Raw genomic sequence first — 25,303 nt, forward strand, 5'->3', positions numbered from 1 at the left:
CGCCGTACCGGGCCTCGCCCAGGTCCGTTCAGGAACGGCCCGCCGATGCCCTTTACACTGGCCGACCGTGAACGAAACCCTGCAGGACGCGGCCCTCGTCCTGCTCTTCATCATCCTCGGCGGGGTGTTCAACATCGCCGAGATCTCGCTGATCTCGCTGCGCGAGGGACAGATCAGGGCGCTGGCCGAGCGCGGCACCAAGCGGGCCGCCCGGGCCGCGCACCTGGCCGCCGACCCCAACCGGTTCCTGGCCGCGGTCCAGGTCGGGGTCACCTGCATGGGCTTCCTGTCGGCCGCCTTCGGCGCCGACACGCTGGCCGGCAAGCTCTCCCCGGTCTTCGTCCGGCTCGGCCTCTCCAGCGGGGTCGCGGACGCGGTCGCCCTGGTCGGGCTGACCCTGCTGATCTCCTACCTCTCACTGGTGCTGGGCGAGCTGACGCCCAAGCGGATCGGCCTGCAGCGGGCCGAGTCGATCGCCCTGCTGGCCGCGCCGGTGGTGGACGTGATGTCGGTGGCGCTGCGCCCGGTCATCTGGCTGCTCGGCCGGTCCACCAACCTGATGGTCCGACTGCTCGGCGGCGACCCCAAGGCCGGTCGCGGCTCGATGAGTTCGGAGGAGCTGCGCGGCCTGGTGGCCGCCAACACCGAGCTGGGCAGCGATGAGCGGGCGCTGATCGCCGACGTCTTCGCGGCCGGCGAGCGCCAGTTGCGCGAGGTGATGGTGCCGCGCACCGAGGTCACCTTCCTGGACGCCGACCAGCCGCTCACCGAGGTGCGCGAGGAGACCAGCACCTCGCCGCACTCGCGCTACCCGGTGGTCGAGGGCTCCTACGACGCGGTGGTCGGTTTCGTGCACGTCCGCGACCTCTACCGGGCCCGCGGCGAGCAGGCGCTGCGGGTGCGCGAGATCGCCCGTCCGGTCAAGCTGCTGCCGGCCACCAAGAAGGTGCTGGAGGCGATGAGCGAGATGCGTCGCGAGGGCCACCACCTGGCGATGGTGGTGGACGAGTACGGCGGCACGGCCGGCATCGTCACGCTGGAGGACCTGGTCGAGGAGGTGATCGGCGAGATCCGCGACGAGTACGACTCCCAGGAGACCACCGCGACCCGCCGGCTGGTCGGCGGCGGGGTCGAGGTGAACGGGCTGCTCAACCTGCCGGACTTCGCCGAGGAGACCGGGGTGGCGCTGCCCGAGGGGCCCTACGAGACGGTGGCCGGCTACGTGGTGGCCGAACTGGGCGAGCTGCCCGCGGTCGGCGACCGGGTGGTGACCGGGGACGGGGTGGGGCTGACCGTGGCGGCGCTGGACGGGCGCCGGATCGACCGGATCCTGGTGCGGGCGGCCGCCGTGCCCGAGGCGGCGGAACGATCGTCCGAACCTCCAAACGAAGCGGGGTCCTGAGCGCTCGCCGAAGCTGGAAGAATGGCGGTCATGGTCAACGCAGCGGTCACCAGTCCGGCGAAGGAACGCCCCCGGGTCCTCTCCGGCATCCAGCCCACCTCCGGCTCGTTCCACCTCGGGAACTACCTCGGTGCGGTGCGCCAGTGGGTGGACCTCCAGGAGGCGAACGACGCCTTCTACATGGTGGTGGACCTGCACGCGATCACGGTCCCGCAGGACCCGGCGCAGCTGCGGGAGAACACCCGCGTCTCGGTGGCCCAGCTGCTCGGTGCCGGTCTGGACCCGGAGCACTGCACCCTCTTCGTCCAGTCCCAGGTGCCCGAGCACGCGCAGCTCGCCTGGGTGATGAACTGCCTGACCGGCTTCGGCGAGGCCGCCCGGATGACCCAGTTCAAGGACAAGTCGGCCAAGCAGGGCACCGACACCACCACGGTCGGCCTCTTCACCTACCCGGTCCTGATGGTCGCGGACGTCCTGCTCTACCAGGCCGACGCGGTGCCGGTCGGCGAGGACCAGCGCCAGCACCTGGAGCTCACCCGCGACCTCGCCGAGCGCTTCAACACCCGCTTCGCGCCGACCTTCACCGTGCCCAAGCCGTACATCCTCAAGGAGACGGCGAAGATCCTCGACCTGCAGGACCCGACGGCCAAGATGAGCAAGTCGGCCTCCTCGGCCAAGGGCCTGGTCAGCCTGCTGGACGACCCGAAGGTCAGCGCGAAGAAGTTCAAGAGCGCGGTGACCGACACCGACACGGTGGTCTCCTACGACGAGGAGAAGAAGGCCGGCGTCTCCAACCTGCTGCGGATCCACTCCGCGCTGAGCGGGCAGAGCATCGAGCAGCTGGTCGCGCACTTCGAGGGCAAGATGTACGGCGCGCTGAAGACCGAGCTGGCCGAGCTGTTCGGCGAGTGGGTGGGTCCGTTCCAGGAGCGGACCAAGAGCTACCTCCAGGACCCGGCGGAGCTCGACCGGGTGTTGGCGGTGGGGGCCGAGAAGGCCCGCGCGGTGGCCGCCGAGACCCTGGCGACGGTCTACGACCGCATCGGCTTCATCGCGGCCGCCAAGCGCTGATGCCCGCGCCCGTGCCCGCCGATGGTGGCGATCTCACCGAGGTCGCCACCATCGGCGCGTCGTTGACCATCGGCGTGGCGGTCACGGTGCCGGAGCCGTTCGGCTCGGCGATCCAGGACGCCCGCGCCGCGCTCGGCGATCCGCTGGCCCGGGCGATACCCACGCACGTCACGCTGCTGCCGCCGACCGAGATCGCGGCCGAGCGGCTGCCCGAGGTGCGGGCTCACCTGGCGGCGGTGGCGGCCCGGCACCGGCCGTTCCGGATGCTGCTGCACGGAAGCGGCACCTTCCGCCCGGTCTCCCCGGTGGTCTTCGTCCGGGTCGAGGAGGGCGCGCAGGAGTGCCGTGAGCTGGAGGCCGCGATCCGCTCCGGGCCGCTCGCCCGTGAGCTGGCCTTTCCCTACCACCCGCACGTCACGGTCGCGCACGGCCTGGCCGAACGGGTGCTGGACGCGGCGGCCGGCCAGGCCCGGGCCTTCCACGCGGCCTTCGCGGTGCCCGCTTTCACCCTCTCCTGGTTCGGCGCGGACGCGGTCTGGCGACCCTGGCGTGGTTATGCGCTCGGCGGGCGATAACAGCCGCGCGAATAGTTGCGTCGAATGCAGAATGTAATCTCTTATTATATTCTCATTCACCCCACGATCTGCTGAGCGCTATACTCGGCGAGCAATGGCCATGGGGGGCTTGGAAGGGCCGGAACGCTCACCGTCTGGAGAGTTGATGCGCTGCCCCCGCACGGTTCGGCGAATCATTCGAGCCGTGGCTCGCAGGGCCCGCCGGGTCGGCGTCAGGTCCGGTCAGGTGCCCGCCCAGCGGGTGGCCGAGCAGCCTGCCGAGAGCGTGGCGGTCACGGTGGAGCCGGAGCCCGAGGTCGAACCGGCCCCGCCCAGCGCGGAGGAGCTCCGCCGCGAGCGCGAGGACCGGCTGCTGGAGGGCTCATCCGAGCTGGTGCGGCACCAGGGCCTGGTGACCGAGGTGCGCGACGACCTGCTCTCCGCCGACGCCTACCTGCGCAGCTTCACCGAGGTGACCGACCTGCTCGCACGCGGTGGCGTTGAGTTCGCCCCGATCCGGGGCCAGGAGTTCCGGTACTGGGTGATGATCGCTCCCGGGCAGCGGGCCGAGGTGCTGGCCGCGTTCGCCGCGGGCTTCGCCGGTCAGCCGGTCTACGCGGACCTGCTCGGCCATGACGTGGTGATCCGCACGGTGCTCGCGGACGAGCTGCCGCAGGCCGTGGCGGCAGTGGAGGGGACTGCTGAGGCGGGTGGCGCGGACGCTGCCGGGGCGGACGCTGCTCCCGAGGTGCTCGACGGTGTGCGGGTCAAGGGCGTGCGGATCTACCGTCCGGTGGTCACCCCGGGGCGGACCCTGACCTACGGCTCCGAGCACGGCTGCGACCTCGATTTCTGGGATTCCGCGGCGCCTTCCGAGGGGGCGATAGCCGCGATCCACGAACCGCCCTTCGGCTGGTGGGTGCCCTCCCTGGAGGCGGACTCGATCATGCGGATCGGAGGCCGCGACCACCCCGCGCCGGCCGCCTTCACCCGGCCGCTGCTCGACGACGTCACCTTTCCGATCGACGCGGTGATCACCTGGGTCGACGACGGTGATCCGGTCTGGCGCGGGCGCCGAGCGGCGGTGCTGGCCGGTCTGCCGGTGCCGCCTGCCACCGGCACGGGCGATGAGCGCTTCCACAACCGCGACGAGCTGCGCTATTGTCTGCGCTCGATCGCCATGTACGCGCCGTGGATCCGGCACGTCTTCCTGGTCACCGACGGCCAGCAGCCCGACTGGCTGATGGCCGAGCACCCTGACCTGACGCTGGTTCCGCACCGCGAACTTTTCGCCGATCCGAGTGTGCTGCCGGTATTCAATTCGCGGGCGATCGAATCCCAGCTGCACCGCATCCCGAACCTCGCCGAGCACTTCCTGTATTTCAACGACGACATGTTCTTGGGGCGGCCGGTCCGCCCCGAGCAGTTCTTCCAGGGAAATGGCGCACCGCTGGTCAACCTGGACTCCCGGGTGATCCCGCCGGGGCCGGTCGCGGCGGACGAGGACGAGTACGTCGCGGGGCAGAAGAACACCCGAGCGCTGATCCGGCGCGAGTTCGGCCGGGACACCACCCACACCCTCAGCCACGTGCCCTACCCGCTGACCAGGACGCTGCTCACCGAGAGCACCGAGGTCTTCGCCGCCGAGCTGTCCAGCACCGCCCGCTCGGTCTTCCGCTCGCGCTCGGACGTTGCGCCCATCACCCTGGCCGTCAGCCGCGGCTACCTCACCGGCCGGGTCGCCTGGGGGCGGATCGGCCACCGCTACGTCGATGTCGACCGGCAGGCCGCCCTGGAGCAGTTGCCGGGCCTGGTCAGGGACCGCGGCATCGAGAGCTTCTGCCTGAACGACGGAGCCCTGGACCACGTGCCCAGGCAGGAGCAGGACCGGCTCGTCACGCTCTTCCTGCAGGACTTCTTCCCGGTGGCGGGTCCCTTCGAGGACTCCCCGCCGGTGCCGGCCGCCCGTACCGCCCCCGCCCAGGCCCAGGAGACGGATGCGGCCGGGCCGACGGAAGGCGGTGCGGACCCGTGGGGCCCCGAGCAGCTCGAAGCCACCAGGCCGGCGGCCGAACCCCGGTCGGCAGAATCCCAGCCTGTCGAATCCGGTCCGGCTGAATCCCGTCCGGCTGAATCCCGTCCGGCTGAATCCCGCCTGGCCGAGCAGCACGGCTGACGCCGCGTCGCACCGGCGGGAGGAGCACGTCGGCCCCGAGACCGACCGGTCTCGGGGCCGACGTGCTCTCCGGCCCCGCTCAGCCCAGCAGGCCGTCGACCACCCGGGCGGCGGCGTGGCCGTCGTCCAGGTCGCAGTAGGTCGACCGGAACGCCGCGTAGGCCTCCCGGTGCTCGGCCGCGACCTGGTCCAGCCCGCTCAGCGCCCCGACCAGCTCCGCCGAGGTCCGCAGCAGCGGGCCGGGAGCTTCCTGCTCGAAGTCGAAGGTGAACCCGCACAGGTTGTCGCGGTAGTGCTCCAGGTCGTGGGTGAAGAAGAGGATCGGCCGGCCGGTGTTGGCGAAGTCGAACATCGACGCCGAGTAGTCGGTCACCAGCACGTCGGCGAGCACCAGCAGGTCGGACATGTCCGGGTAGAGCGAGACGTCCCAGACGTAGCCGTTGCCGGCCTCGGCGATCGGCTCGTGGCAGTTCGCGTGCGGGCGCACCAGCAGCACCTGGTCATCGCCCAGGGCGGCGCGGGCCGCCTCCAGGTCGATCCGCAGGTCGACCTGGTAGCCGCCGTGCGGGCGCTTGCGGTCCTCCCGGAAGGTCGGCGCGTACAGCACCACCTTCTTGTCCTCGGGCAGACCAAGCCGGCGGCGCACCTCGGCGGCCCGCTTCTCCCGCTCGGGGGAGAAGAGGATGTCGTTGTGCGGGTAACCGGTCTCCAGCATCTCGCCCTGGAACTTGAAGGCCCGGCGCAGCACCGGGGTGGCGAAGCTGCTCCCGGAGATCAGCTTGCCCCAGTGCGGCACCTCGCGGTCGAGGTGCTTGAGGTAGTTGCTGTCGATGAACCAGATCTTCTCGAAGTCGTGGCCGATCCGCTTGAGCGGGCTGCCGACCCAGGTCTGCAGGACCACCTGATCCGGGCGCGGCACCACGAAGTCGGGCAGGTGAGCGCTGGTGACTATGTACTTGGCGGTAGCCATCGCCTCGTACCACTCGGGGCTCCACTGGCGCAGCCCGCGGGTGCTCTGGGGCAGCTCCGTCTGCTGGTCGTCGACCGTCCACAGGTGCTCCAGCGGCAGGCCGCGGCGGACCAGCTCCTCGTGGATGGCGCGCGGCGAGCCGGCGTACTGGCCGCCGTGGGCCACGTTGTAGAGCACCGCCTCGCGCAGCGGCTTCAGCTTGGCGGCCGGGTAGACCTCCTTGCGCAGCTGCCGCTGCCGGTAGCCGCTGCGCTCGTGCGGGCCGAGGTCGGAGAGCGCCTCCAGCGAGAGCGTGTCGTAGTAGCGGCGCTCCAGCACCACCTGCTTGCCGCGTACCCGGATCTCGTTGGGCAGCGAGGCGTGCGCCGACAGCGCGACCTGGACCTTGGGCCAGGCGAACTCGGGGTCGCCGCCCTCGGGCCGGAAGGAGACCTCCCAGGTGCCCTTGTGCAGCGGCACCTGGCCCGCGTAGGAGCCGATCGGCGCGGCGGGCAGCCGGACCTCGAACCGGCCGTCGCGCACGACCAGCGGGTGCAGGTAGTCCTCCTCGCGCCAGCTGTGGCGGATCACCAGGTCGTAGCGGTGCTCGCCGGGCAGCGGGAAGTCACCGCTGAGGGTGAAGCCCTCCTCGTCGGCGCCGGTGATCCTGTCCACCACCGGCTGGACCAGCTGGTCGGTGAACTGCAGGTGCCCGGTGTCGGTCGGCTTGGAGGTCAGCACCCGGGCGGTGCCCACCGGGGTCGCGGGGTCCAGCGGCTGGACCAGGTGCCGCAGCGCCACCCGGTCGTCGACCACGAGCTGCAGCGTGGTCCCGTCCGTCAGCAGCAGCTTGGCGTACCAGTGGTCGGTGGTGCGTGAGTCGGCGCCCGGGTCCAGGGCGTTCCACTTGTCGCGTACCTCGGTCAGCCGCTCGATCGGGATCCGAGCGGTGAACGGCACCGGCCGGCCGGCCGGGACGCCGAACTCGATCGGGAAGTCGATCTTCGTACCGGATTCGGAGTGGTGCAGCTGCAGCCGCACACCCGCCAGGTCGGCGGTGTTGCGCACCGTTCCGCTGAGCTCGACCGCTCCGTCCACCGAGCGCAGCTCGGTGACCGCGGCTCGCAGCTTCTCGACGATGATGTGCAGGAAGCTGTCCCGCAGTATCGGGACGATCCGGGTGGTGGCGTCCACCCAGTGGGTCGGGTAGCTCTGGGCGGTGTCGGCCCAGCCGCCGGACACCCGGCCCTTGTAGACCCCGGACTTGCCGATTCCGCCCATCAGCACCCGCCAGGTGCCCTCCTGCCACTGGCCGCGCTTCTTCAGCTTCACCGGGTCGATGAGGGTCGTGAACCCGGCCCAGTCGCAGCTGTAGAGGTCGTGCGGGGAACTGGCGGTCGCCTCGGGCGCGTACTGCGCCTTGGCCGAGAACGTGACGATCCGCTTGCCGTTCGCCTCGCGCAGCACGACCTTGCGCACCAGGTCGTGCTTGTTCTCCACCCCCACGTGCTCGGGGAAGGCGTGGCCGGTCAGTCGCAGCCCGCCGTCCTCCCAGGCCGACTCGTAGACCCGGGTGCGCATCACCAGGGCGTTGTCCAGCCGCAGCACGTCGGCGGGCACGCTCTTGCGGCCGCCGCGCAGGAACGGGTAGTCGGCGTAGGGGCGGAGCACACCGCGGGCCGGCGCGGCCCCGTTGCTCTCGGCCTCGAAGCGCATCTGCTCGATGAACTCGTCGATCCGGCCCTGCAGGGTCAGGTGGTACTTCAGCCGCAGCGGTGCCCGCTGCTTGCGGACCAGGTCGGGGCCGATCGCGCGCAGCAGGCGGCCCACGCACTCCAGGTACGCGTCGCGGTAGTCCTGCTCGCCGTCGACCACCGACCAGAAGAACATCGGGATCTCCTCGACGAGGTTGTTCTCGTCGTAGGCGCGCAGGTACTCCTTGTACTTCGGCGCGGTCTGCTTCAGCAGCCAGGAGCGGACCAGCTCCATCGAGGTGACCCGGTCGATCAGGCCCTTGGGGTTGGTGCGCATCTGGGTGATCGACATCTCGCCGACCTCGCGCTCGCGCCAGTGGTAGATCGGCTCGCCGAGCACGTCCACGCTCTTGGCCAGGTAGTGGTGCGGCACGCTGACCGGGGCGTCCTCGTAGAGGATGCCCTCCGGGTAGAGCAGGCCGGCCGCGTCCCAGAAGCTGCGCCGGTACACCTTGTTCCACGCGGTGCGGTCGGTGACCAGCGCCGGGATCTCGGTGATGTGGGTCTTGAGCTTGGTCTGCCGGAACGGCTTGCTGTGGCCGCCCGACTGGTAGTGGCCCACCGCGCGGAAGCGCAGCACGTTGCCGGTCGCGAAGTCGGAGCCGGTCTCGTCGAGCGTGGAGATCATCAGCTCGTACGCGCTCGGCGGCAGGGTGTCGTCGCTGTCCACGAAGGCGAGGAACTCGGTGCCCTCGGTCAGGTGCAGCAGACCGGTGTTGCGGGCGGCGCCGAGACCGGCGTTCTTCTTGCGGACCAGTCTGAACCGGGAGTCCTTGGCGGCGAACGCCTCGGCGAGCGCGGCACTCCCGTCCTTGGAGCCGTCGTCCACCATGACGCATTCGAGGTCGCTCATGGTCTGGGCGGCGATGGATTCCAGGCACTCCTCCAAGTACCGCTCGACGTTGTAGATCGGAACAACGACGGAGAGACGGGGGGCCATCTTCGAGGCGGGCCTTTCATCAGGGGCGGGACGAACGGCCTGGAGCGGGGCCCGCGGTTTCGGGGGGCACCGGACAGGCGGTACGGGGCGAATCCTACCGTCCGGCACCGCGGGCCTCCCGGGGGCGCCGGTCCGGCGGGGCTCGGCCGCCACCGGGCGCGGACCTGTCAGGCTGAACCGCATGGGATTCCTCACCAGGCTGCCGGTGATCGGTCCACTCGCCGCCGTCGTGCTGCGCAGCCGTCCGTACCGGGTCTACGAGCACTTCACGGCGGCGAAGGCCAACCGGCTGGCGGGTGCCGTCACCTTCTTCGGCTTCCTGGCGCTCTTCCCGCTGCTCACGGTGGCACTGGCGATCGCGGTGGCGACCCTCACCCCGGCCCGGGTGGACACCCTGAAGAACAAGATCGCCGACCAGGTCCCGGGGCTGGCCCACTCGCTCGACCTGGACTCGCTGGTCGCCAACGCCGCCACGGTCGGGGCGCTCAGCGGGCTGCTGCTGCTGATCTCGGGACTGGGCTGGGTGGACACCATGCGCGGCGCGATCCGGGACGTCTGGCAGCTGCCCGAGGAGGACGGCAACGTGGTGCTGCGCAAGGCCTGGGACTGCCTGGTGCTGGTCGGCCTCGGCGCGGTCGCGCTGGTCTCGCTGGGCGCCTCCGCGGTGACCACCCGGTTGGCCGGGCGGCTGGCCACCGCGCTCGGCCTCTCCGACCACGGCCCGGCGCACTACCTGCTGGCGGCGGTCGGCTTCGTCATCGCGGTCGGCGCCGACCTGCTGCTCTTCCTCTACCTGCTGGCGCCGTTCCCGCGGATCGCCGACCAGCGCCGGCGCGACCTGCTGACCGCCGCGCTGATCGGGGCGGTCGGCTTCGAGTTGCTCAAACTGCTGCTCTCCTCCTACCTGGGCTCGGTGGCGGGCAAGAGCCTGTACGGCGCCTTCGGGGTCCCGGTCGCCCTGCTGCTCTGGATCGACTTCGTCAACCGGCTGCTGATGTACTGCGCCTCCTGGACGGCCCTGGCCGACCCCGAGGGTGCCCGGGCACGCGCCCGCGCGAGCGCCGAGGCCGCCTACCGGGCAGCCGGGGAGCTCGGCGCGGGCGGGGCGCCGGCGCGAGGCTGAGGCGCCTCAGGTGCGCGGCGGCCGGCGGCGGCGCAGGCGCGGCACGATGGCGCCGCGCCCGACCCGGGAGGCGCTCGCGCCGCCCGAGCCGTCCGGCCCGGCCGTCCCGGTGGCGGCCGCGGCGGCCGGGTGCGGTCCGCGGCGGCGCCGGTTCAGCACCCAGCCGGCCGCGGTGGCGCACAGGGTGACCACCGCGACCACCGTCCAGCCCTCCGGGCTCAGCACCTTCGCGCGGTGCCGGGGCGGCCCGGCCAGCAGTCCGTGGGCCGCCGCGGGCGCGGGCGCCCGCGGCACGGCGAGGCCGGGCAGCGGGGCGGGCGCGGCACCCTGCGGGCCGGCCGCCGGCGCGGCAGCCGCCGCCGCGGCTGCCCCGGCGGCCGGCGTGGCGGAGACCAGCCGGCCGACCGGGGTCAGCCGGCCGCCCACCGCGAAGCCCCAGTCCAGCAGGGCGGCGGTCTCGTCGTAGACCTTCATGTAGGTCTCCGGGTGCATCACCGCCACCAGCAGGGTGCGCCCGTCCCGCTGGGCGGCCCCGACGAAGGTGCTGCCCGCGTTGGTGGTGTAGCCGTTCTTGACGCCGATCAGGCCCGGGTACTTGCCGAGCAGCCGGTCGGTGTTCTGGATGCCGAAGGTGCCGCGCTGCCCGGTGCGGCTGTCGACCGCGCCGGGGAACTGGGCGTCCTTGGTGCCGCAGTAGGAGCGGAAGTCCGGGTTGCGCAGCCCCTCGCGGGCGAAGAGCGTCAGGTCGTAGGCCGAGGTGAGCTGCCCGTCCTCGTCGTAGCCGTCCGGCGAGACCACGTGCGTGTCGGCGGCGCCCAGCTCGACGGCCTTCTGCTGCATCTGGCCGACCGTCTGCTCGACCCCGCCGTTCATGTGCGCGAGCACGTGCACCGCGTCGTTGCCCGAGCTCAGGAAGACCCCGCGCCAGAGGTCCTCGACCCGGTAGTCCAGGTCCTCCTTGACCCCGACCAGGCTGCTGCCGGCCCCCAGCCCGGCAAGTTCCTCCGGCGCGACCCGGTGCACGGCCTTGCGGTCGAACTTGGGCAGCACGGTGTCGGCGAAGAGCATCTTCAAGGTGCTGGCCGGTGGCAGCCGCAGGTGCGGGTTGAAGGCGGCCAGCACCGCGCCCGAGTCGGCGTCCGCCACCAGCCAGGACATCCCGGTCAGCCCTTCCGGAGGGCGGGGCGCCCCGGGCGCCAGGGCGACCTGCACTCCGGGTAGCCCGAGCCGCTCGCCGCCGACCGCGGTGGCGACCGGTGGCGGTTCGGCGGCGGCGACGGGGGCGGTCGCCAGGAGGAGCGCGGCGGCCAGCGCGGCGGCTCGGCGAGCGGTACGACACATCAGGTAAGCATCCAAATGCACTCGGTGTCCGTACCCAGCCCAACGCCCCACCGTCCCGTCGGGCCGCAGGTCCTCGCCCCAACGGGGGACCGCCGCCTGGGCCGATCGGCCCTTTGCCCATACTGGGGAGGCTGCTCCGCCCCGCACCGCTAAGGACCGCCCTGATGAAGCTCAGCCGCCGCACCTCCTGGTTCCTCGCCGCCTTCGGCGTATGGTCCGTGATCATCTGGACCACCTTTGTGAAGAACTTGTGGCAGGACTCGGCCCACCAGGCCTTCGCCAACGGCGATCACAGCCGCCCCACCGCCTTCTTCTGGATCCACCTCGCGCTGGCCATCACCTCCTTCGTCCTGGGCGTCCTGGTGGGGCTGGTGGGGGTGCGGGGGCTGCGGAACGGAAAGTCGGTGGCCTGACGGGTCGGCAGCTGGAAGAGTCCCGGGTGCTTCACCAGCTGACCGGATTTTCCCGAGGGGGACTCTTCTTGCGTACATCCCGTGTGCTCGCCGTCACCGGCGTGCTCACCGTGGCCGTCGGCCTGGCCGCGGCCCCGAACGCCGTCGCCGCCACCGGCCCGGCCTTCAGCAACCCGCGCGTCACACCGGCCCCGGTGCTCGCTCCCGGCGGCACCGCGACCGAGGACTGCGCGCCGAACGGCACCCCGGGCTGGGTCGGGCTGAGCACCGCACTGCCGACGCTCAGCGCCGATGTCCAGCTCCCGGCCGGTGCCACCGTCCTGCCGGACATCGCGGTCACCGACACCACCGTCGTGCCGCACACCTCGGTCCTGCGGGCCACCGAGCTGCCGGTCCAGAACGGCACCGTGAGCGTCCAGGTGCCGAACCTGCGGGACGGTCACAGCTATGTCTGGCACGCCTACACGGCGGGCGCCGGGGTCGACGCCTCCACACCCGAGTGTCACTTCCGCCTCGACCTGACGGCGCCGGCGGTCAACGTGAACTCCACCGACTTCCCGGCCTTGGGCTCGGGGCAGACGGCGACCAAGTACGCCGGCCAGTCGGGCACCTTCACCTTCACCGGCAGTGACCCGGTGCCCGCCGGTGGTGCGGCCTCGGGAGTGGCCTGCTACCAGTACGCGCTCGCACCCGCCTCGCTGGGCGTCTTCACCGGCTGCGGAGGCGCCGACACCGTGGTGCCCGCCGCCGACGGCACCGCGAGCGTGCAGCTGACGCCCGCCGACTGGGGCGCGAACACGCTGCTCGTCCAGGCGATCGACAACGCGGGCAATGTCTCGCAGTCGTTCTCGTACGGCTTCTACGCGCCGAGCAACCCGACCCCGCCGGCAACGCTGGGCGATGTCGACAACAACGGCACCCCCGACATCGTGCTGCCGGACTCGGCGGGCAACCTCCAGGTGATCAGTGGCAACACGGGCAGCGTCCTGCCCAGTGAGACCGTCCCGGCCGTCGACGCACCTGACGGTTCGGGCAACTGGACCGGTTTCGAGGTCAGCCACCGCGGTTGGATGCCCAACACCGCCACCTCCGACACGGTCTTCGCGCGCGACCTGAACTCGTCGGTCGGCAAGGCCAACCTCTACGAGTACAAGAACCAGGGGTCGCTGCCGCTCGGCTCGCAGAGCGCCACCCTGGTCTCCCGTCCCACGACCTGCCAGGACGCCACCGGAGCGACGATCAGCTGCCCGGTGGGCTACGGCAGCGACTGGTCCGGCGTGGACCAGCTCCTCGCGCTCGGCTCGACGGACCCGGGCCAGCCGGACGACCCGTCGCTGCTCACCGTCGAGGGTGGCAACCTGTGGCTCTTCGACAATGTCGGCTTCCGCGGCTTCCGGGACGCCCAGCAGCTGACCACCACGGGCAACTGGAGTGGCTACGACCTGATCGCTCCCGGCGCCGACGCCCAGGGCAACCTGGCGCTGTGGGCCCGCGACCGGGCCACCGGTGAGCTGCACGCCTACCCGCTGCCGAAGAAGGCCGACGGCACCTTCGACTTCTCCGCCCTGGGCGACCCCACCGCGCACGTGGTGGCGTCCGGGTTCACCACCGCCGCCTACCCGACCCTGGGCAGCTCCGGTGACCTGGACGGCGACGGCGCCCCCGACCTGTGGACCGTCACCGCTGACCGGCACCTGGTCATCTTCAGCGGCTGGACCAGCCCTGAGGACATCGGTGCGCTGAAGTAGCCGACCACGGCCGAGGGCCCGCCCGGTGCGTACCGGACGGGCCCTCGGCCGTTGCTCGCTCGACGGAGCGTCAGAAGCGGAGCGTCAGAAGCGGCGCGTCACCAGGGCGCGCTTGACTTCCTGGATCGCCTTGGTGACCTCGATGCCGCGGGGGCAGGCCTCCGAGCAGTTGAAGGTGGTGCGGCAACGCCACACACCCTCGCGGTCGTTGAGGATCTCGAGCCGCTGCTCGGCGCCCTCGTCACGCGAGTCGAAGATGAAGCGGTGCGCGTTGACGATGGCGGCCGGGCCGAAGTACTGGCCGTCGTTCCAGAAGACCGGGCAGGACGAGGTGCACGCGGCGCACAGGATGCACTTGGTGGTGTCGTCGAAGCGCTCGCGGTCCTCGGCGGACTGCAGCCGCTCGCGGGTCGGCTCGTTCCCCGAGGTGATCAGGAACGGCATGACGTCCTTGTACGCCTGGAAGAACGGGTCCATGTCGACCACCAGGTCCTTGAGGACCGTCAGGCCCTTGATGGCCTCGATGGTGATCGGCTGCACGCCGCCCTTGCCGTCGGGCGAGGTGACGTCCTTCAGCAGGGTCTTGCAGGCCAGCCGGTTGCGGCCGTTGATCCGCATGGCGTCCGACCCGCAGATGCCGTGCGCGCAGGAGCGGCGGTAGGTCAGGGTGCCGTCCTGCTCCCACTTGACCTTGTTGAGGGCGTCCAGGACGCGCTCCTTGGGGTCCATGGTGAGCTGGTAGTCCACCCACACCGGGTCCGGGTGCTCCTCCGGGTTGAACCGGCGGATCCGCAGGGTGAAGGTGATCATCTGCACGCCGCCGGCCTCGGCCGCGTCCAGCGCCGCGGAGTGCGGGGCGTCGATCGTGGGGGCGCTCATCAGTACTTACGCTCCATCGGCTGGTAGCGGGTCGTGACGACCGGCTTGTAGTCAAGGCGGATCGAGGTGCTGCCGTCCTCGGCCACCTCCTGGTACGCCATGGTGTGCTGCATGAACTTCACGTCGTCACGGGTCGGGAAGTCCTCGCGGAAGTGGCCGCCGCGCGACTCCTCGCGGGCCAGCGCGGAGACGACCAGCACCTCGGCCAGGTCGAGCAGGTTGCCCAGCTCCACGGCCTCCAGCAGGTCGGTGTTGTAGCGGTAGCCCTTGTCCTGGATCGCCACGTGCTTGTAGCGCTCGCGCAGCGCCGCGATGTCCTCGCTGGCCTGCTTCAGGGTGGCGCCGGTGCGGTAGACCATGGCGTTGACGTCCATGGTCTCCTGGAGCTCCTTGCGGATCTCCGCCACGGACTCGGTGCCGGTGGACTCGCGCAGGCCGTCGACCAGCGCCTGCACCTTCTCGGCCGGGTTCGCCGGCAGCGGGGTGAAGCCGACCGTCGAGGAGTAGTTCGCCGCGGCGATGCCGGCCCGCTTGCCGAAGACGTTGATGTCCAGCAGCGAGTTGGTGCCCAGTCGGTTGGCGCCGTGCACCGAGACGCAGGCGACCTCGCCGGCCGCGTACAGGCCCGGGACGACGTCGGTGTTGTTGCGCAGCACCTCACCCTCGACGTTGGTCGGGATGCCGCCCATCGCGTAGTGCGCGGTGGGCTGGATCGGGATCGGGTCCGTGTAGGGCTCGATGCCGAGGTAGGTGCGGGCGAACTCGGTGATGTCCGGGAGCTTGGCGTCCAGCTGCTCCGGCGGAAGGTGCGTCAGGTCCAGGTAGACGTGGTCGCCCTCGGGACCGCAGCCGCGGCCCTCGCGGATCTCGGTGTAGATCGCGCGCGAGCAGACGTCACGGGACGCGAGGTCCTTCATGACCGGGGCGTAGCGCTCCATGAAGCGCTCGCCGTCCTTGTTGCGCAGGATGCCGCCCTCGCCACGGGCGCCCTCGGTGAGCAGGATGCCCATCCGCCAGATGCCGGTCGGGTGGAACTGGAAGAACTCCATGTCCTCCAGCGGCAGGCCGCGGCGGTAGACCAGGGCCTGGCCGTCACCGGTGAGGGTGTGGGCGTTGGAGGTCACCTTGAAGAACTTGCCGGTGCCGCCGGAGGCGAAGACGACCGCCTTCGCCTGGAAGACGTGGATCTCACCGGTGGCCAGCTCGTAGGCGACCACGCCGGAGGTCTTGCCGTCGTTGATCAGCAGATCGAGGACGTAGAACTCGTTGAAGAACTCGACGCCGTGCTTGACGCAGTTCTGGAACAGCGTCTGCAGGATCATGTGACCGGTGCGGTCGGCCGCGTAGCAGGAGCGGCGCACGGCCGCCTCGCCGTGGTTGCGGGTGTGGCCGCCGAAGCGGCGCTGGTCGATCCGGCCGGCCTCGGTGCGGGAGAAGGGCAGGCCCATCTTCTCCAGGTCGAGGACCGCGTCGATGGCCTCCTTGCACATGATCTCGGCGGCGTCCTGGTCGACCAGGTAGTCACCGCCCTTGACCGTGTCGAAGGTGTGCCACTCCCAGTTGTCCTCCTCGACGTTGGCCAGGGCGGCGCACATGCCGCCCTGGGCCGCGCCGGTGTGGGACCGGGTCGGGTAGAGCTTGGTCAGCACCGCGGTGCGGCTGCGCTGGGTCGACTCGATGGCCGCCCGCATGCCGGCGCCGCCGGCGCCGACGATGACGGTGTCGTACTGGTGAATCTGCATAGGGGTTAGCTCGCCTCTGGCTCTGCTGGCTCTGCGATGGCCGAGTTAGATGTTCGGGTCGAAGGTGAAGATGACCAGGGTGCCGAGCAGCACGGTGAAGACCGTGGCGACGCCCATGAGGCCCTTCAGCCAGAGCCGGGTGGAGTCCTTCTCGGCGTAGTCGTTGATCACGGTGCGCATGCCGTTGGCGCCGTGCAGCATGGCGAGCCAGAGCATCAGCAGGTCCCAGCCCTGCCAGAACGGCGAGGCCCAGCGGCCGGCCACGAAGGCGAAGTTGATCTTCGACACGCCGTGGTCCAGGAACAGCATGATCAGCAGGTGACCCAGGATCAGCACCACCAGCACGACGCCCGACAGGCGCATGAAGAGCCAGGCGAGCATCTCGAAGTTGGTCCGGGTGCGCCGCGGGGTCTTCTTGGTGCGGGTGCGCGGCGGCTCGACCACGAAGGCGTCGGCGGGGTTGCCGGTGCCCAGGCCCTTGCCGGTGTGCGCCTGCGAGGAGGAGACCAGCTCGATGTCAGGAGTCTCAGTCGACATGCCGGATCACTTCCCGAACCAGGTGAGCAGGGTGTGCTGCAGAATCGGGTAGAAGGCCCCGGCCATCAGGACGACCCAGAGGCCGACGACGCTCCAGAGCATCTGCTTCTGGTACTTCGGGCCCTGCGACCAGAAGTCCACCGCGATGACCCGCAGGCCGTTCAGGGCGTGGAACAGGATGGCGGCGGTGAGGCCGTACTCCATCAGGTTCACCAGCGGAGTCTTGTACGTCTGGATGACCGAGTCGTACGCCTGGGGCGAGACGCGGACCAGGGCGGTGTCAAGGACGTGGACGAGAAGGAAGAAGAAGATGAGGACGCCAGTGACTCGATGAGCCACCCAGGACCACATGCCTTCGCGGCCGCGGTACAGCGTTCCAGCCGGCACGGAAAACCCTCCGGAAGCGGTTGAAGGGCTCGGCCGGCGTCGGTGTCGGTAAGCCCGGCCGGGTACGGTCCACCGGCCGCGGTCATCCTATCGACGCCTCGTCGGGAACCGCCTCCGGGGGGTTTGAGTGTGATCAATCAGGCACGGGCGGGCTAATGGGGCGACTTTCGGTGACCCTGGGTCGCCCTGCGGCAGCGGTACGGTGACGGATCTTCCGATTTCGCCCGTTGTCAATCGCCATTGAGGACATCGATGACCGTTCGACCCGCCGTCCTGTTGCTGCTGCCCGTGCTCGCGGCCGGCGGGTGCGCGACGGTGAAGCCGACCGCCGCCGACCAGGCGCCGCCCGCGCGGGTGCTGACCGCCGCCGAGCTGCGGGCCGCCGCCGTCGGGCCGGCGGATCTCGGCGCCGGCTACACCGTCACGGTGCTGAACCCCGGTCAGGCCGTCCAGCCGCAGGGCGCCGAGCGGCAGCTCGCCGATGTCCCGGCCTGCCAGCCGGTGCTGGACGCGATCGGCCCCGCCGACCCGGCCGCCCAGCCGCAGGCCGAGACCGACCTGACCGCCATCGGGCCCGGCACGGCGAAGGTCCCCCTCTACACGGCGCTCCTCGGCTATCCGGCGGGCCGCTCGGCGGTGCTGCAGTCGGCGCTGGAGGCGGTGCTCGCGCAGTGCGCCGACTTCACCTCCGGGGTGGCGGGTGGCGCGGCGGCGGCGCGCACCCGGCACCAGTTGGTGCGCGCCGACACGCCCACCCCCGGGGGAGCGGACGGGGCGACCGCGTTCACTCTGACGAGTGGTCCGCAGGCGGGCGGGCCGGTGCTCTCCCAGCGGGCCGCGGTGGTCCGGGTCGGCACGGCGCTGGCCGTCTTCTCCACCGTGGGGACGGCGAAGGAGGCGGCCGCCGTGCCGGACCCGGCGGTGGTCCTGGCGCAGACCCGCAAGCTGCGGGCCGCGCAGGGGTGAGTGCCCAGGGCTGACTGCCCGAGGCCGAGTGCCCGGGGCTGGGTACCCGGGGCGGGTACTCGGGGCTGGGCGGGGCCGGTCGTCAGCCGGTGGTGCTGCTGGCGACCAGGTGCTCCAGCCGGTTCAGGGCGATCCGGCGCAGTTCCTCGGCGGCGATGAGCCGCTCCTCGTCCGGCTCGTTGGCCAGCCGGGTGCGGATCGAGGTGAGCACGGTGTCGAGCATCTCCTCCGGCTCCACGCCGTCCAGGCAGACCACGAAGACGTGTCCGAACCGGGACTCGTAGGCGGCGTGCGCGGCGCGCAGCGCGGTGTGCGCCGCCTGGCTGCCGGGAGCCCGCATGCCCAGCAGCGGCTGCGGCATCCAGCTCTCGTCGGCCAGCGCCTCGGCCAGGTCGCTCGGCCGCAGGTCGTAGGAGGCCTCGCTGGCCGCGGCCAGCAGGGACTCCAGGTCGGGATAGGGGCGGTGGGCGGTCAGCCGCAGGGCCCAGCGGTGACTGCCGCAGCAGGCGAGCAGGGCTTCCTCGGCGGCGCCGGGGTCGGCCTCGTTGAACCGGTGCAGTCCGACCGCGGGGCTGGGCGGGAGTGTCGGCCGCGGAGCGGGAATGTCGGCCGGGATGTCGCTGGCCAGCGGGTCCTCCTCGGGAGGGCGGAAAGGGGGCTCGTGGGGTCGGACGTAACCAGCATGGATCACAGCAGACCGCGAGCGGGGTCGCCCACGCGGTGCCGCGGTCCTCCCGGGCAGCGGCACCACGGTAGTTGAGCACTCATCAGTTGGGGAGAGTGCTCGCGGAATTCACCCTGACGAGCTATCAAGTTGTGACCCGTGCGCTACCGGACCATCCATGGGCCCCGTCCGGGTCAGTCCCGGTGCACCTTGTAGTTGGAGGCCTGGGCCCGCGGCCGGACCACCAGCAGGTCGATGTTGACGTGCGAGGGCCGGGTGACCGCCCAGGCCACCGTGTCGGCGATGTCCTCGGAGGTCAGCGGGTGCGAGACGCCCTGGTAGACGGCGGCCGCCTTGGCCTCGTCGCCGCGGAACCGGGTCACCGCGAAGCCCTCCGACTTGACCATGCCCGGCGCGATCTCGATCACCCGGATCGGCTCGCCGACCAGCTCCAGGCGGAGCGTGGCGGCGATGGTGTGCGCGGCGTGCTTGGCGGCCACGTACCCGCCGCCGCCCTCGTAGGCGGCCAGCGCGGCGGTGGAGGAGAGGATCAGCACGGTGCCGTCGCCGCTCTCGCGCAGCCGCGGCAGCAGCGCCTGGGTCATGTGCAGCACGCCCAGGACGTTCACCTGGTACATCGCCAGCCAGTCGGCCGGGTCGCCCCGCTCGACCGACTCGGAGCCGAAGGCCCCGCCGGCGTTGTTGACCAGGACGTCGATGGGGCCCACCGCCTCGGCGAAGGCGTCCACCGCGGCCCGGTCGGTTACGTCCAGCGTGACGGCCCGCGCGCTGCCGCCCCGGCTCTCGACCTCCTTGGCGAGCTGCTCGATCCGCTCGGTGCGACGCGCGGTCAGCACCACCTCGAAGCCCTCGTCCGCCAGCCGCCGCGCCGTCGCGGCGCCGATGCCGCTGCTCGCGCCCGTGACCACTGCGACCCTGCGCTGACCGGTACTCATTGCCGTGTCCTTTGCCTGCGTTCCCGTCGTGCCTGACAGCCTGCGGTGCCATCATCGCAGCAAGCCGCGAACCGCCGGCCGGCACCCGTTCCCGTGCGGAGGACCCCCATGGCAGCAGAGCCGCGACGCGCCGAGTCCGGCTTCCCGATCGCGCCGCTCTACGGACCGCAGCCGCCGGCGCCGCAGCTGGGTGAACCGGGGGAGTTCCCGTTCACCCGGGGCATCCACCCCTCGATGTACACCGGCCGCCCGTGGACCATGCGCCAGTACGCGGGGTTCGGCACCGCCGCCGAGTCCAACGCGCGCTACCGCCAGCTGATCGCGGGCGGCACCACCGGGCTCTCGGTCGCCTTCGACCTGCCGACCCAGATGGGCTACGACTCGGACGCCCCGCTCGCGGCCGGCGAGGTCGGCAAGGTGGGGGTGGCGATCGACAGCGTCGAGGACATGGCGGTGCTCTTCGGCGGCATCCCGCTGGGCGAGGTCTCCACCTCGATGACCATCAACGCCCCCGCCGCGCTCCTGCTGCTGCTCTACCAGCTGGTGGCGGAGGCGCAGGGCGCGGCGGCCCGGCAGCTCACCGGCACCGTGCAGAACGACGTGCTCAAGGAGTACATCGCGCGCGGCACCTACATCTTCCCGCCGGAGCCCTCGCTGCGGCTGGTCGCCGACGTCTTCCGGTACTGCCGGGCCGAGATCCCGCGCTGGAACACCATCTCGATCTCCGGTTACCACATGGCCGAGGCCGGGGCCGATCCCGCGCAGGAGATCGCCTTCACCCTGGCCAACGGCATCGCCTACGTGCGTACCGCGCTGGCCGCGGGGATGGCGGTGGACGACTTCGCACCCCGGCTCTCCTTCTTCTTCGTGGCCCGCACCACGCTGCTCGAAGAGGTGGCCAAGTTCCGTGCGGCGCGCCGGATCTGGGCCCGGATCATGCGCGACACCTTCGGCGCGCGCGACCCGAGGTCGCAGATGCTGCGCTTCCACACCCAGACCGCGGGCGTCCAGCTCACCGCGCAGCAGCCCGAGGTCAACCTGGCCCGGGTCACCGTCCAGGCGCTGGCCGCCGTGCTGGGCGGGACCCAGTCGCTGCACACCAACAGCTTCGACGAGGCGATCGCGCTGCCCACCGAGAAGGCGGCCCGCCTGGCGCTGCGCACCCAGCAGGTGCTCGCCCACGAGAGCGACGTCACCGCCACCGTCGACCCGTTCGCCGGCTCCTACGCGGTGGAGGCGATGACCGACGAGGTGGAGGCGGCGGCACTGGCGCTGCTGGAGCGGATCGAGGAGCTGGGCGGCGCGGTGGCCGCGATCGAGCAGGGCTACCAGAAGGGCGAGATCGAGCGGACCGCCTACCGGATCCAGCAGCAGACCGACGCGGGGGAGCGGACCGTGGTCGGGGTCAACCGGTTCCGCTTGGAGGCCGAGGAGCCGTACCGGCCGCTGCGGGTGGACCCGGCGATCGAGGAGCGGCAGGTCCGGCGGCTGGCCGGGCTGCGCGCCGAACGGGACGGCTCGGCGGTGCGCCGCGCACTGGACGGGCTGCGCCGGGCCGCGGCCGGCGAGGCGAACGTGCTGTACCCGATGAAGGAGGCGCTGGCGGCCCGGGCCACGGTCGGCGAGGTGAGTGACGCGCTGCGCGAGGTGTGGGGGACCTACACCCCGGCCGAGCGGTTCTGAGTGGCCCAGTGGCCCAGTGGTCCGGCGGCCCAGTGGCCGGAGCGCGACGAAGCGGGGCCCGGGGTCGGTGCGACTCCGGGGCCCCGCTCAGCTGCCGGCCGGCAGCGGACTACGTCAGTTCTTGGTGGCGAAGGACTTCAGGAAGTCCTTGCCCGGGCTGCCGAGACCGGTGGCGGTGTCGTAGCCCTCGGTCGCCTTCAGGCCGAAGTCCGAGCCGATCTTGTACAGGCGGACCTTCAGCGCGCCGCCGACCATGCCCAGGTCCACCACGTTGCCGAGCTTGCCGTGGTCGGGGGCGTCGTCGACGTCGTTGAAGATGCTGTCGTTGTTGGCGCGGTCGTACAGCTCCGGGTTGGCGAAGCCGATCGGACGGCCGCCGCGCTCCTGGATGGCGTCGGCCAGCATGCCCGCGACCTCCGGGGAGGAGACCGAGGTGCCGCCGTAGCCGCCCTCGCTGTAGGCGCCGCCGGTCGGGGTGTAGCCGACCAGGGTGGCGGCCACCAGGTCACCGCTCATCGCGATGTCCGGGGTGGCGCGCAGCGGGGTCGCCGACTTGGTGCCGTCCGCGGCCGTCTTGGCGATGGAGTCCGGGACGACGTCCTTCTGGTACCACGGCTGCGGGGTGTCCTTGGAGACGCCGCCGCCACCGCCGAAGTAGAACTTGCCCGGCATCGGGCTCCAGGACTTGCCGTCGGTCGACAGCACCGAGCGCAGGTCGCCCATGCTGACCTCGTCGGCGTAGTCGCCCTTCTTGTTGTTCAGCTCCAGGGCGGTGCCGCCGACCGAGGTCACCCACGGCGAGGAGGACGGCCACTGGGTCTGCGCCTGGTCGGTGTCGGCCTGGCAGTTCGCACCGCTCGCCGCGGCGGCCGGGGAGTTGTCGCCGCAGTCGCCGGCGGAGACGGTGAAGCCGATGCCCTCGGCCGTGCCCAGCTCGAAGATCTGGTTGTCGGCCGCGATCACGGCCGGGTCCAGGTCGCCGTCCGAGGCGTGGGTGATCTCGCCCCAGGAGTTGGAGACGATGTCGGCCAGGTGGTTGTCGACGATGTTCGCCAGCGCGTCGCCGAGGTCGGCGTCCATGCAGGAGTTGGCACCGACGTAGACGACGTTGGCGTCCGGCGCGAGGCCGTGCACCATCTCGACGTCCAGCGCCTCCTCGCCCGACCAGTCGCCGCAGGCGGCCTGGCTGTTCCACTTGGCGGGGGTGAGGACCTCCTTGTACTGCCCCGGGGCGAACGGCTTGTCACCGTGCGCGAGGGAGAAGGTGTTGGCGTCCTGCTGCATGGTGCCCAGGCCGTACGCGTCGACGATCGCGACGGTGGCGCCCTTGCCGGTCACCTTGGACTTGGTGACGCCGTAGGCCTGGCGCAGCTGCGAGGGGACGTACGAGCAGGGAGCGAACGGGTCGTTCTTCTCGTAGCCCTGCGGGGCGCCCTTGGCGACGTCCGAGTCGTAGCCGTCGGCCGAGCAGGTCGCGACGGTGGGCAGGGTGGCCTGCTTCTTGTCGGTGCCGGCGGTCGGCGCCTGGGCGTCGGCCGTGGCCTCGGCGGTGGCGGCCGAGACCGCGTTCGAGGAGGACTTGGCGACGGTGTCGTTCAGGCCCGTCACGTCCAGCACCGCGTTGGCGACCGAGGCCGGCACGATGGCGTCGGAGGTCGGCGCCTTGTGAGTGCCGTCCGTCGTACGGAAGTTGTGCACCTGGACGCTGAACGCCTTGGCCAGTGCGCCGGTGTCCCCGGACACCTGGACGTAGTGGTTGGTGACGGAGTCCACCTTGAGCCCGGCGCCGGTCAGCCAGTCGGTGACCGCCTTGACCTGCTCGGGGGTGGCGCCGAACCGGGCCTTGGCCTGGTCGGTGGAGAGGAACTGCCCGTACACCGGGGAGCCCTTGGTGGAGACGGCCTGCGCGTAGGCGGCCAGGCCCTGGGGGTCCTTGCCGGCCAGGTAGACGCGCGCGGTGCCCGGGGTGCCGTTCGGCACCGCACCGGCGTCGGCCTCGGGGGTCGCCCAGTCGGGGTGGCTGCCGGCCAGGTCCTTCGCGGCGTTGGCCGCGGTGCCCGACGGGGTGTCAGCGAGCGCCGGGTTGGCGATCGCGAGCGTTCCCAGGACGAGGGCGGCGGCCGGGGCCACCACTGCTATCCGGGTGAGCCGGCTGCGCTTGGCTGCGGGCACGAGGGTTCCCCACTCTCTGGTGAGTGCGTCTCGGGCCCGCCTTGTGGGCGTGCTCCGGGACGCGGGCGTGACGGACCGCGCCACCGGACCGGGCTCCTGACGGAGGATCGGTGGAGCGGAAGTTTGACTGTGCGGTCGTTGTCTATTCGCTCAGATGGCCGATCTTCAAGACTTCGTCTGAATTTTTTGCCAGCGCATGACCAGAACGTCCGGATCCTGATACGCGGCGGCCATCCAGCTGTGATCGGACGGGGTCGGCCCCGCTCTTCGCCCGTCTTCGCCTGTCCGCGCTGGTCGCAGCGGCCGACAGAACGTCACGTCCGGTCGTGACCCCCTGGGGTGCCTGGTCGTTGCACAGGTTCATCGCTCAGGGCGGTGCCACCGGGGAAGGCGGCTGAAACGAGATGTCATACCCACCCGCGGGCCGTGCATGCGCCAAACCGGGGAGTTATTCGGCCGAAGTCAAGCCAAACTCCGCCCGCCCCGATATTCTTGTTGGGGTGAACCGTCCTCAGACCGCCAAGCAGCCAAGCCCGCAGGTCACGGCGCCCGCCGCCGCCCAGCAGCCCTCCGCCGCCGGAAGGGGGCCGCGGCCGCCGCGCGCGGAGGTCCGGCGGTACGAGGCCGAGCTGATCGCCTTCCGCCGCGATCTGCACCGTCACCCCGAGCTGGGCCGCCAGGAGTTCCGCACCACCTCGCTGCTGCGCGAGCGGCTCACCGCGGCGGGCCTGGCGCCGCGGGTGCTGCCCGGCGGCACCGGCCTGATCGTCGACCTGGTCCCGTCCGGCACCAAGTCCGGCACCCCGCTGCTCGCGTTCCGCGCGGACATCGACGCGCTGCCCATCGCGGATGCCAAGACCGAGGCGCCGTACCGCTCCACGGTGCCCGGCTGCGCCCACGCCTGCGGCCACGACGTGCACACCTCGGTCGTGCTCGGCACCGCGCTGGTGCTGGCCGACGCGCTGCGCGAGGGGCGGCTGCGGCAGCCGGTCCGGCTGCTCTTCCAGCCCGCCGAGGAGGTGATGCCCGGTGGTGCGCTGGACGTGATCGCGGCCGGCGGGATGGACGGGGTGGGCCGGATCTTCGCGGTGCACTGCGATCCCAAGGTGGTGGTGGGCCGGATCGGCCTGCGCACCGGCGCGATCACCTCGGCCTGCGACGCCCTGACGCTCAGTCTGGACGGCCCCGGCGGGCACACCGCCCGCCCGCACCTGACCACGGATCTGGTCACCGCGATCGGGCGGCTGGCGGCCGACCTGCCGGGGGCGCTCGCCCGGCGGATGGACCCGCGCTGGGGCGTCAGCCTGGTCTGGGGCCGGATCGAGGCGGGCTCGGCACCGAACGTGATCCCGCAGCACGCCGAGCTGGAGGGCACCGTCCGCTGCCTGGAGCTGGCCGGCTGGCGCGAGGCGCCGGACGCGCTGCACGAGCTGATCGACTCGATGGCCGAGACTCATCGGGCCAAGTGGAGCCTGGACTACAAGCGGGGGGTCCCGCCGGTGGTGAACGAGGCGGAGTCGATCGCCCAGTTCGAGATGGCGATGACGAGCTTCTTCGGTGCCGAAGGTGAAGAGGTCGTGGAGCCGACGGAACAGTCCCTGGGAGGCGAGGACTTCTCCTGGTACCTGGAGCACGCGCCGGGGGCGCTGGCCCGACTCGGTGTGCGCGCGCCGCACGAGACCGCGGTGCGGGACCTGCACCAGGGCCGGTTCGACGTGGACGAGCGGGCGATCGCGGTCGGCGTCGAGCTCTTCAGCTCGCTGGCGCTGGAGCACGGCCGGGTCTGAGGGCCGCCGGGAGCAGGGACCGCGCCGGATCGACCAAGATCGAACATGGTTGCGGTCCT

Annotated in this window: 19 protein-coding genes; 10 read left to right on the plus strand and 9 right to left on the minus strand. The window is 71.5% G+C overall.

What is annotated here, in order from left to right; all coding sequences use genetic code 11:
- Window positions 1-67 precede the first annotated feature (67 nt).
- The 4 genes from OG455_RS24190 (at window position 68) to OG455_RS24205 (ending at window position 5,203) form a co-directional block, all read left to right on the plus strand.
- Window positions 68-1,402: a hemolysin family protein gene (locus OG455_RS24190; protein ID WP_266296980.1), complete on the plus strand. Its 1,335-nt coding sequence runs from the start codon at window positions 68-70 to the stop codon at window positions 1,400-1,402.
- A 30-nt stretch (window positions 1,403-1,432) separates the two neighbouring features.
- Window positions 1,433-2,473, plus strand: coding sequence for a tryptophan--tRNA ligase (gene trpS, locus OG455_RS24195; RefSeq protein ID WP_266296983.1), 1,041 nt, complete (start codon window positions 1,433-1,435; stop codon window positions 2,471-2,473).
- Window positions 2,473-3,048 carry a 2'-5' RNA ligase family protein gene (locus OG455_RS24200; RefSeq protein ID WP_266296985.1) on the plus strand — a complete coding sequence of 192 codons (576 nt, stop codon included), beginning with the start codon at window positions 2,473-2,475 and terminating at the stop codon, window positions 3,046-3,048. The genes trpS and OG455_RS24200 overlap by 1 nt, the downstream gene beginning before the upstream one ends.
- Window positions 3,049-3,232: 184 nt before the next feature.
- Window positions 3,233-5,203, plus strand: coding sequence for a stealth family protein (locus tag OG455_RS24205; RefSeq protein ID WP_266296987.1), 1,971 nt, complete (start codon window positions 3,233-3,235; stop codon window positions 5,201-5,203).
- Window positions 5,204-5,282: 79 nt separating this feature from the next.
- On the opposite strand, the gene OG455_RS24210 is transcribed toward OG455_RS24205, so the two are convergent.
- Window positions 5,283-8,846 (minus strand): CDP-glycerol glycerophosphotransferase family protein, encoded by a 3,564-nt coding sequence (locus OG455_RS24210; RefSeq protein ID WP_266296989.1) that lies wholly within the window; start codon window positions 8,844-8,846, stop codon window positions 5,283-5,285.
- Between the two features lie 181 nt (window positions 8,847-9,027).
- On the opposite strand from OG455_RS24210, the gene OG455_RS24215 reads away from it, so the two are divergent.
- Window positions 9,028-9,969, plus strand: a complete 942-nt coding sequence (locus tag OG455_RS24215; protein WP_266296991.1) for a YihY/virulence factor BrkB family protein — start codon at window positions 9,028-9,030, stop codon at window positions 9,967-9,969.
- A gap of 6 nt (window positions 9,970-9,975) precedes the next feature.
- On the opposite strand, the gene OG455_RS24220 is transcribed toward OG455_RS24215, so the two are convergent.
- Window positions 9,976-11,310 carry a D-alanyl-D-alanine carboxypeptidase family protein gene (locus OG455_RS24220; RefSeq protein ID WP_266296993.1) on the minus strand — a complete coding sequence of 445 codons (1,335 nt, stop codon included), beginning with the start codon at window positions 11,308-11,310 and terminating at the stop codon, window positions 9,976-9,978.
- Between the two features lie 164 nt (window positions 11,311-11,474).
- Here OG455_RS24220 and OG455_RS24225 point away from each other — a divergent pair, with 164 nt between their 5' ends.
- Window positions 11,475-11,723, plus strand: a complete 249-nt coding sequence (locus OG455_RS24225) for an SCO4848 family membrane protein (RefSeq protein WP_266296995.1) — start codon at window positions 11,475-11,477, stop codon at window positions 11,721-11,723.
- A gap of 68 nt (window positions 11,724-11,791) precedes the next feature.
- Window positions 11,792-13,471 carry a hypothetical protein gene (locus OG455_RS24230; protein ID WP_266296997.1) on the plus strand — a complete coding sequence of 560 codons (1,680 nt, stop codon included), beginning with the start codon at window positions 11,792-11,794 and terminating at the stop codon, window positions 13,469-13,471.
- Between the two features lie 84 nt (window positions 13,472-13,555).
- On the opposite strand, the gene OG455_RS24235 is transcribed toward OG455_RS24230, so the two are convergent.
- The 4 genes from OG455_RS24235 to sdhC are packed head-to-tail and all read right to left on the minus strand — an operon-like array spanning window position 13,556 to window position 17,016.
- A complete protein-coding gene (locus tag OG455_RS24235; RefSeq protein ID WP_266296999.1) occupies window positions 13,556-14,350 on the minus strand; it encodes a succinate dehydrogenase iron-sulfur subunit in 795 nt (264 codons plus the stop codon).
- The gene (gene sdhA / locus OG455_RS24240; RefSeq protein WP_266297001.1) at window positions 14,350-16,092 is read right to left on the minus strand and encodes a succinate dehydrogenase flavoprotein subunit; all 1,743 of its coding nucleotides are present in this window, start codon (window positions 16,090-16,092) and stop codon (window positions 14,350-14,352) included. Before sdhA ends, OG455_RS24235 begins: the two co-directional genes overlap by 1 nt.
- A gap of 45 nt (window positions 16,093-16,137) precedes the next feature.
- On the minus strand, window positions 16,138-16,629 hold the full coding sequence (sdhD, locus tag OG455_RS24245; RefSeq protein ID WP_266297003.1) for a succinate dehydrogenase, hydrophobic membrane anchor protein: 492 nt from the start codon (window positions 16,627-16,629) through the stop codon (window positions 16,138-16,140).
- Window positions 16,630-16,635: 6 nt separating this feature from the next.
- Window positions 16,636-17,016: a succinate dehydrogenase, cytochrome b556 subunit gene (gene sdhC / locus OG455_RS24250; protein ID WP_266297005.1), complete on the minus strand. Its 381-nt coding sequence runs from the start codon at window positions 17,014-17,016 to the stop codon at window positions 16,636-16,638.
- A 252-nt stretch (window positions 17,017-17,268) separates the two neighbouring features.
- Between sdhC and OG455_RS24255 the strand changes: the two genes are divergently transcribed.
- On the plus strand, window positions 17,269-17,982 hold the full coding sequence (locus tag OG455_RS24255) for a hypothetical protein (RefSeq protein WP_266297007.1): 714 nt from the start codon (window positions 17,269-17,271) through the stop codon (window positions 17,980-17,982).
- 82 nt (window positions 17,983-18,064) lie between these two features.
- Here OG455_RS24255 and OG455_RS24260 read toward each other — a convergent pair whose 3' ends face one another.
- Together OG455_RS24260 and OG455_RS24265 are read right to left on the minus strand one after the other, a co-directional pair.
- A complete protein-coding gene (locus OG455_RS24260; protein WP_266300933.1) occupies window positions 18,065-18,541 on the minus strand; it encodes a 2-oxo-4-hydroxy-4-carboxy-5-ureidoimidazoline decarboxylase in 477 nt (158 codons plus the stop codon).
- Window positions 18,542-18,840: 299 nt separating this feature from the next.
- Window positions 18,841-19,602, minus strand: a complete 762-nt coding sequence (locus tag OG455_RS24265) for an SDR family oxidoreductase (protein WP_266297009.1) — start codon at window positions 19,600-19,602, stop codon at window positions 18,841-18,843.
- 108 nt (window positions 19,603-19,710) lie between these two features.
- On the opposite strand from OG455_RS24265, the gene OG455_RS24270 reads away from it, so the two are divergent.
- The gene (locus OG455_RS24270; RefSeq protein ID WP_266297011.1) at window positions 19,711-21,285 is read left to right on the plus strand and encodes a methylmalonyl-CoA mutase; all 1,575 of its coding nucleotides are present in this window, start codon (window positions 19,711-19,713) and stop codon (window positions 21,283-21,285) included.
- Window positions 21,286-21,399: 114 nt separating this feature from the next.
- On the opposite strand, the gene OG455_RS24275 is transcribed toward OG455_RS24270, so the two are convergent.
- On the minus strand, window positions 21,400-23,457 hold the full coding sequence (locus OG455_RS24275) for a protease pro-enzyme activation domain-containing protein (RefSeq protein ID WP_266297012.1): 2,058 nt from the start codon (window positions 23,455-23,457) through the stop codon (window positions 21,400-21,402).
- A gap of 629 nt (window positions 23,458-24,086) precedes the next feature.
- Here OG455_RS24275 and OG455_RS24280 point away from each other — a divergent pair.
- The gene (locus OG455_RS24280) at window positions 24,087-25,244 is read left to right on the plus strand and encodes an amidohydrolase (RefSeq protein ID WP_266300934.1); all 1,158 of its coding nucleotides are present in this window, start codon (window positions 24,087-24,089) and stop codon (window positions 25,242-25,244) included.
- The last annotated feature ends 59 nt before the right edge of the window (window positions 25,245-25,303 follow it).

It is taken from the genome of Kitasatospora sp. NBC_01287 (assembly GCF_026340565.1).
In the GTDB taxonomy this organism is placed as follows: domain Bacteria; phylum Actinomycetota; class Actinomycetes; order Streptomycetales; family Streptomycetaceae; genus Kitasatospora.

What these genes read in the sequence shown, in the direction of transcription:
- OG455_RS24235 (WP_266296999.1), bottom strand. Translation starts at nt 14,350, where the DNA reads ATGAGCGCCCCCACGATCGACGCCCCGCACTCCGCGGCGCTGGACGCG.
- OG455_RS24220 (WP_266296993.1), bottom strand. Translation starts at nt 11,310, where the DNA reads ATGTGTCGTACCGCTCGCCGAGCCGCCGCGCTGGCCGCCGCGCTCCTC.
- trpS (WP_266296983.1), top strand. Translation starts at nt 1,433, where the DNA reads ATGGTCAACGCAGCGGTCACCAGTCCGGCGAAGGAACGCCCCCGGGTC.
- OG455_RS24225 (WP_266296995.1), top strand. Translation starts at nt 11,475, where the DNA reads ATGAAGCTCAGCCGCCGCACCTCCTGGTTCCTCGCCGCCTTCGGCGTA.
- OG455_RS24270 (WP_266297011.1), top strand. Translation starts at nt 19,711, where the DNA reads ATGGCAGCAGAGCCGCGACGCGCCGAGTCCGGCTTCCCGATCGCGCCG.
- sdhA (WP_266297001.1), bottom strand. Translation starts at nt 16,092, where the DNA reads ATGCAGATTCACCAGTACGACACCGTCATCGTCGGCGCCGGCGGCGCC.
- sdhD (WP_266297003.1), bottom strand. Translation starts at nt 16,629, where the DNA reads ATGTCGACTGAGACTCCTGACATCGAGCTGGTCTCCTCCTCGCAGGCG.
- OG455_RS24210 (WP_266296989.1), bottom strand. Translation starts at nt 8,846, where the DNA reads ATGGCCCCCCGTCTCTCCGTCGTTGTTCCGATCTACAACGTCGAGCGG.
- OG455_RS24215 (WP_266296991.1), top strand. Translation starts at nt 9,028, where the DNA reads ATGGGATTCCTCACCAGGCTGCCGGTGATCGGTCCACTCGCCGCCGTC.
- OG455_RS24200 (WP_266296985.1), top strand. Translation starts at nt 2,473, where the DNA reads ATGCCCGCGCCCGTGCCCGCCGATGGTGGCGATCTCACCGAGGTCGCC.
- OG455_RS24255 (WP_266297007.1), top strand. Translation starts at nt 17,269, where the DNA reads ATGACCGTTCGACCCGCCGTCCTGTTGCTGCTGCCCGTGCTCGCGGCC.
- OG455_RS24265 (WP_266297009.1), bottom strand. Translation starts at nt 19,602, where the DNA reads ATGAGTACCGGTCAGCGCAGGGTCGCAGTGGTCACGGGCGCGAGCAGC.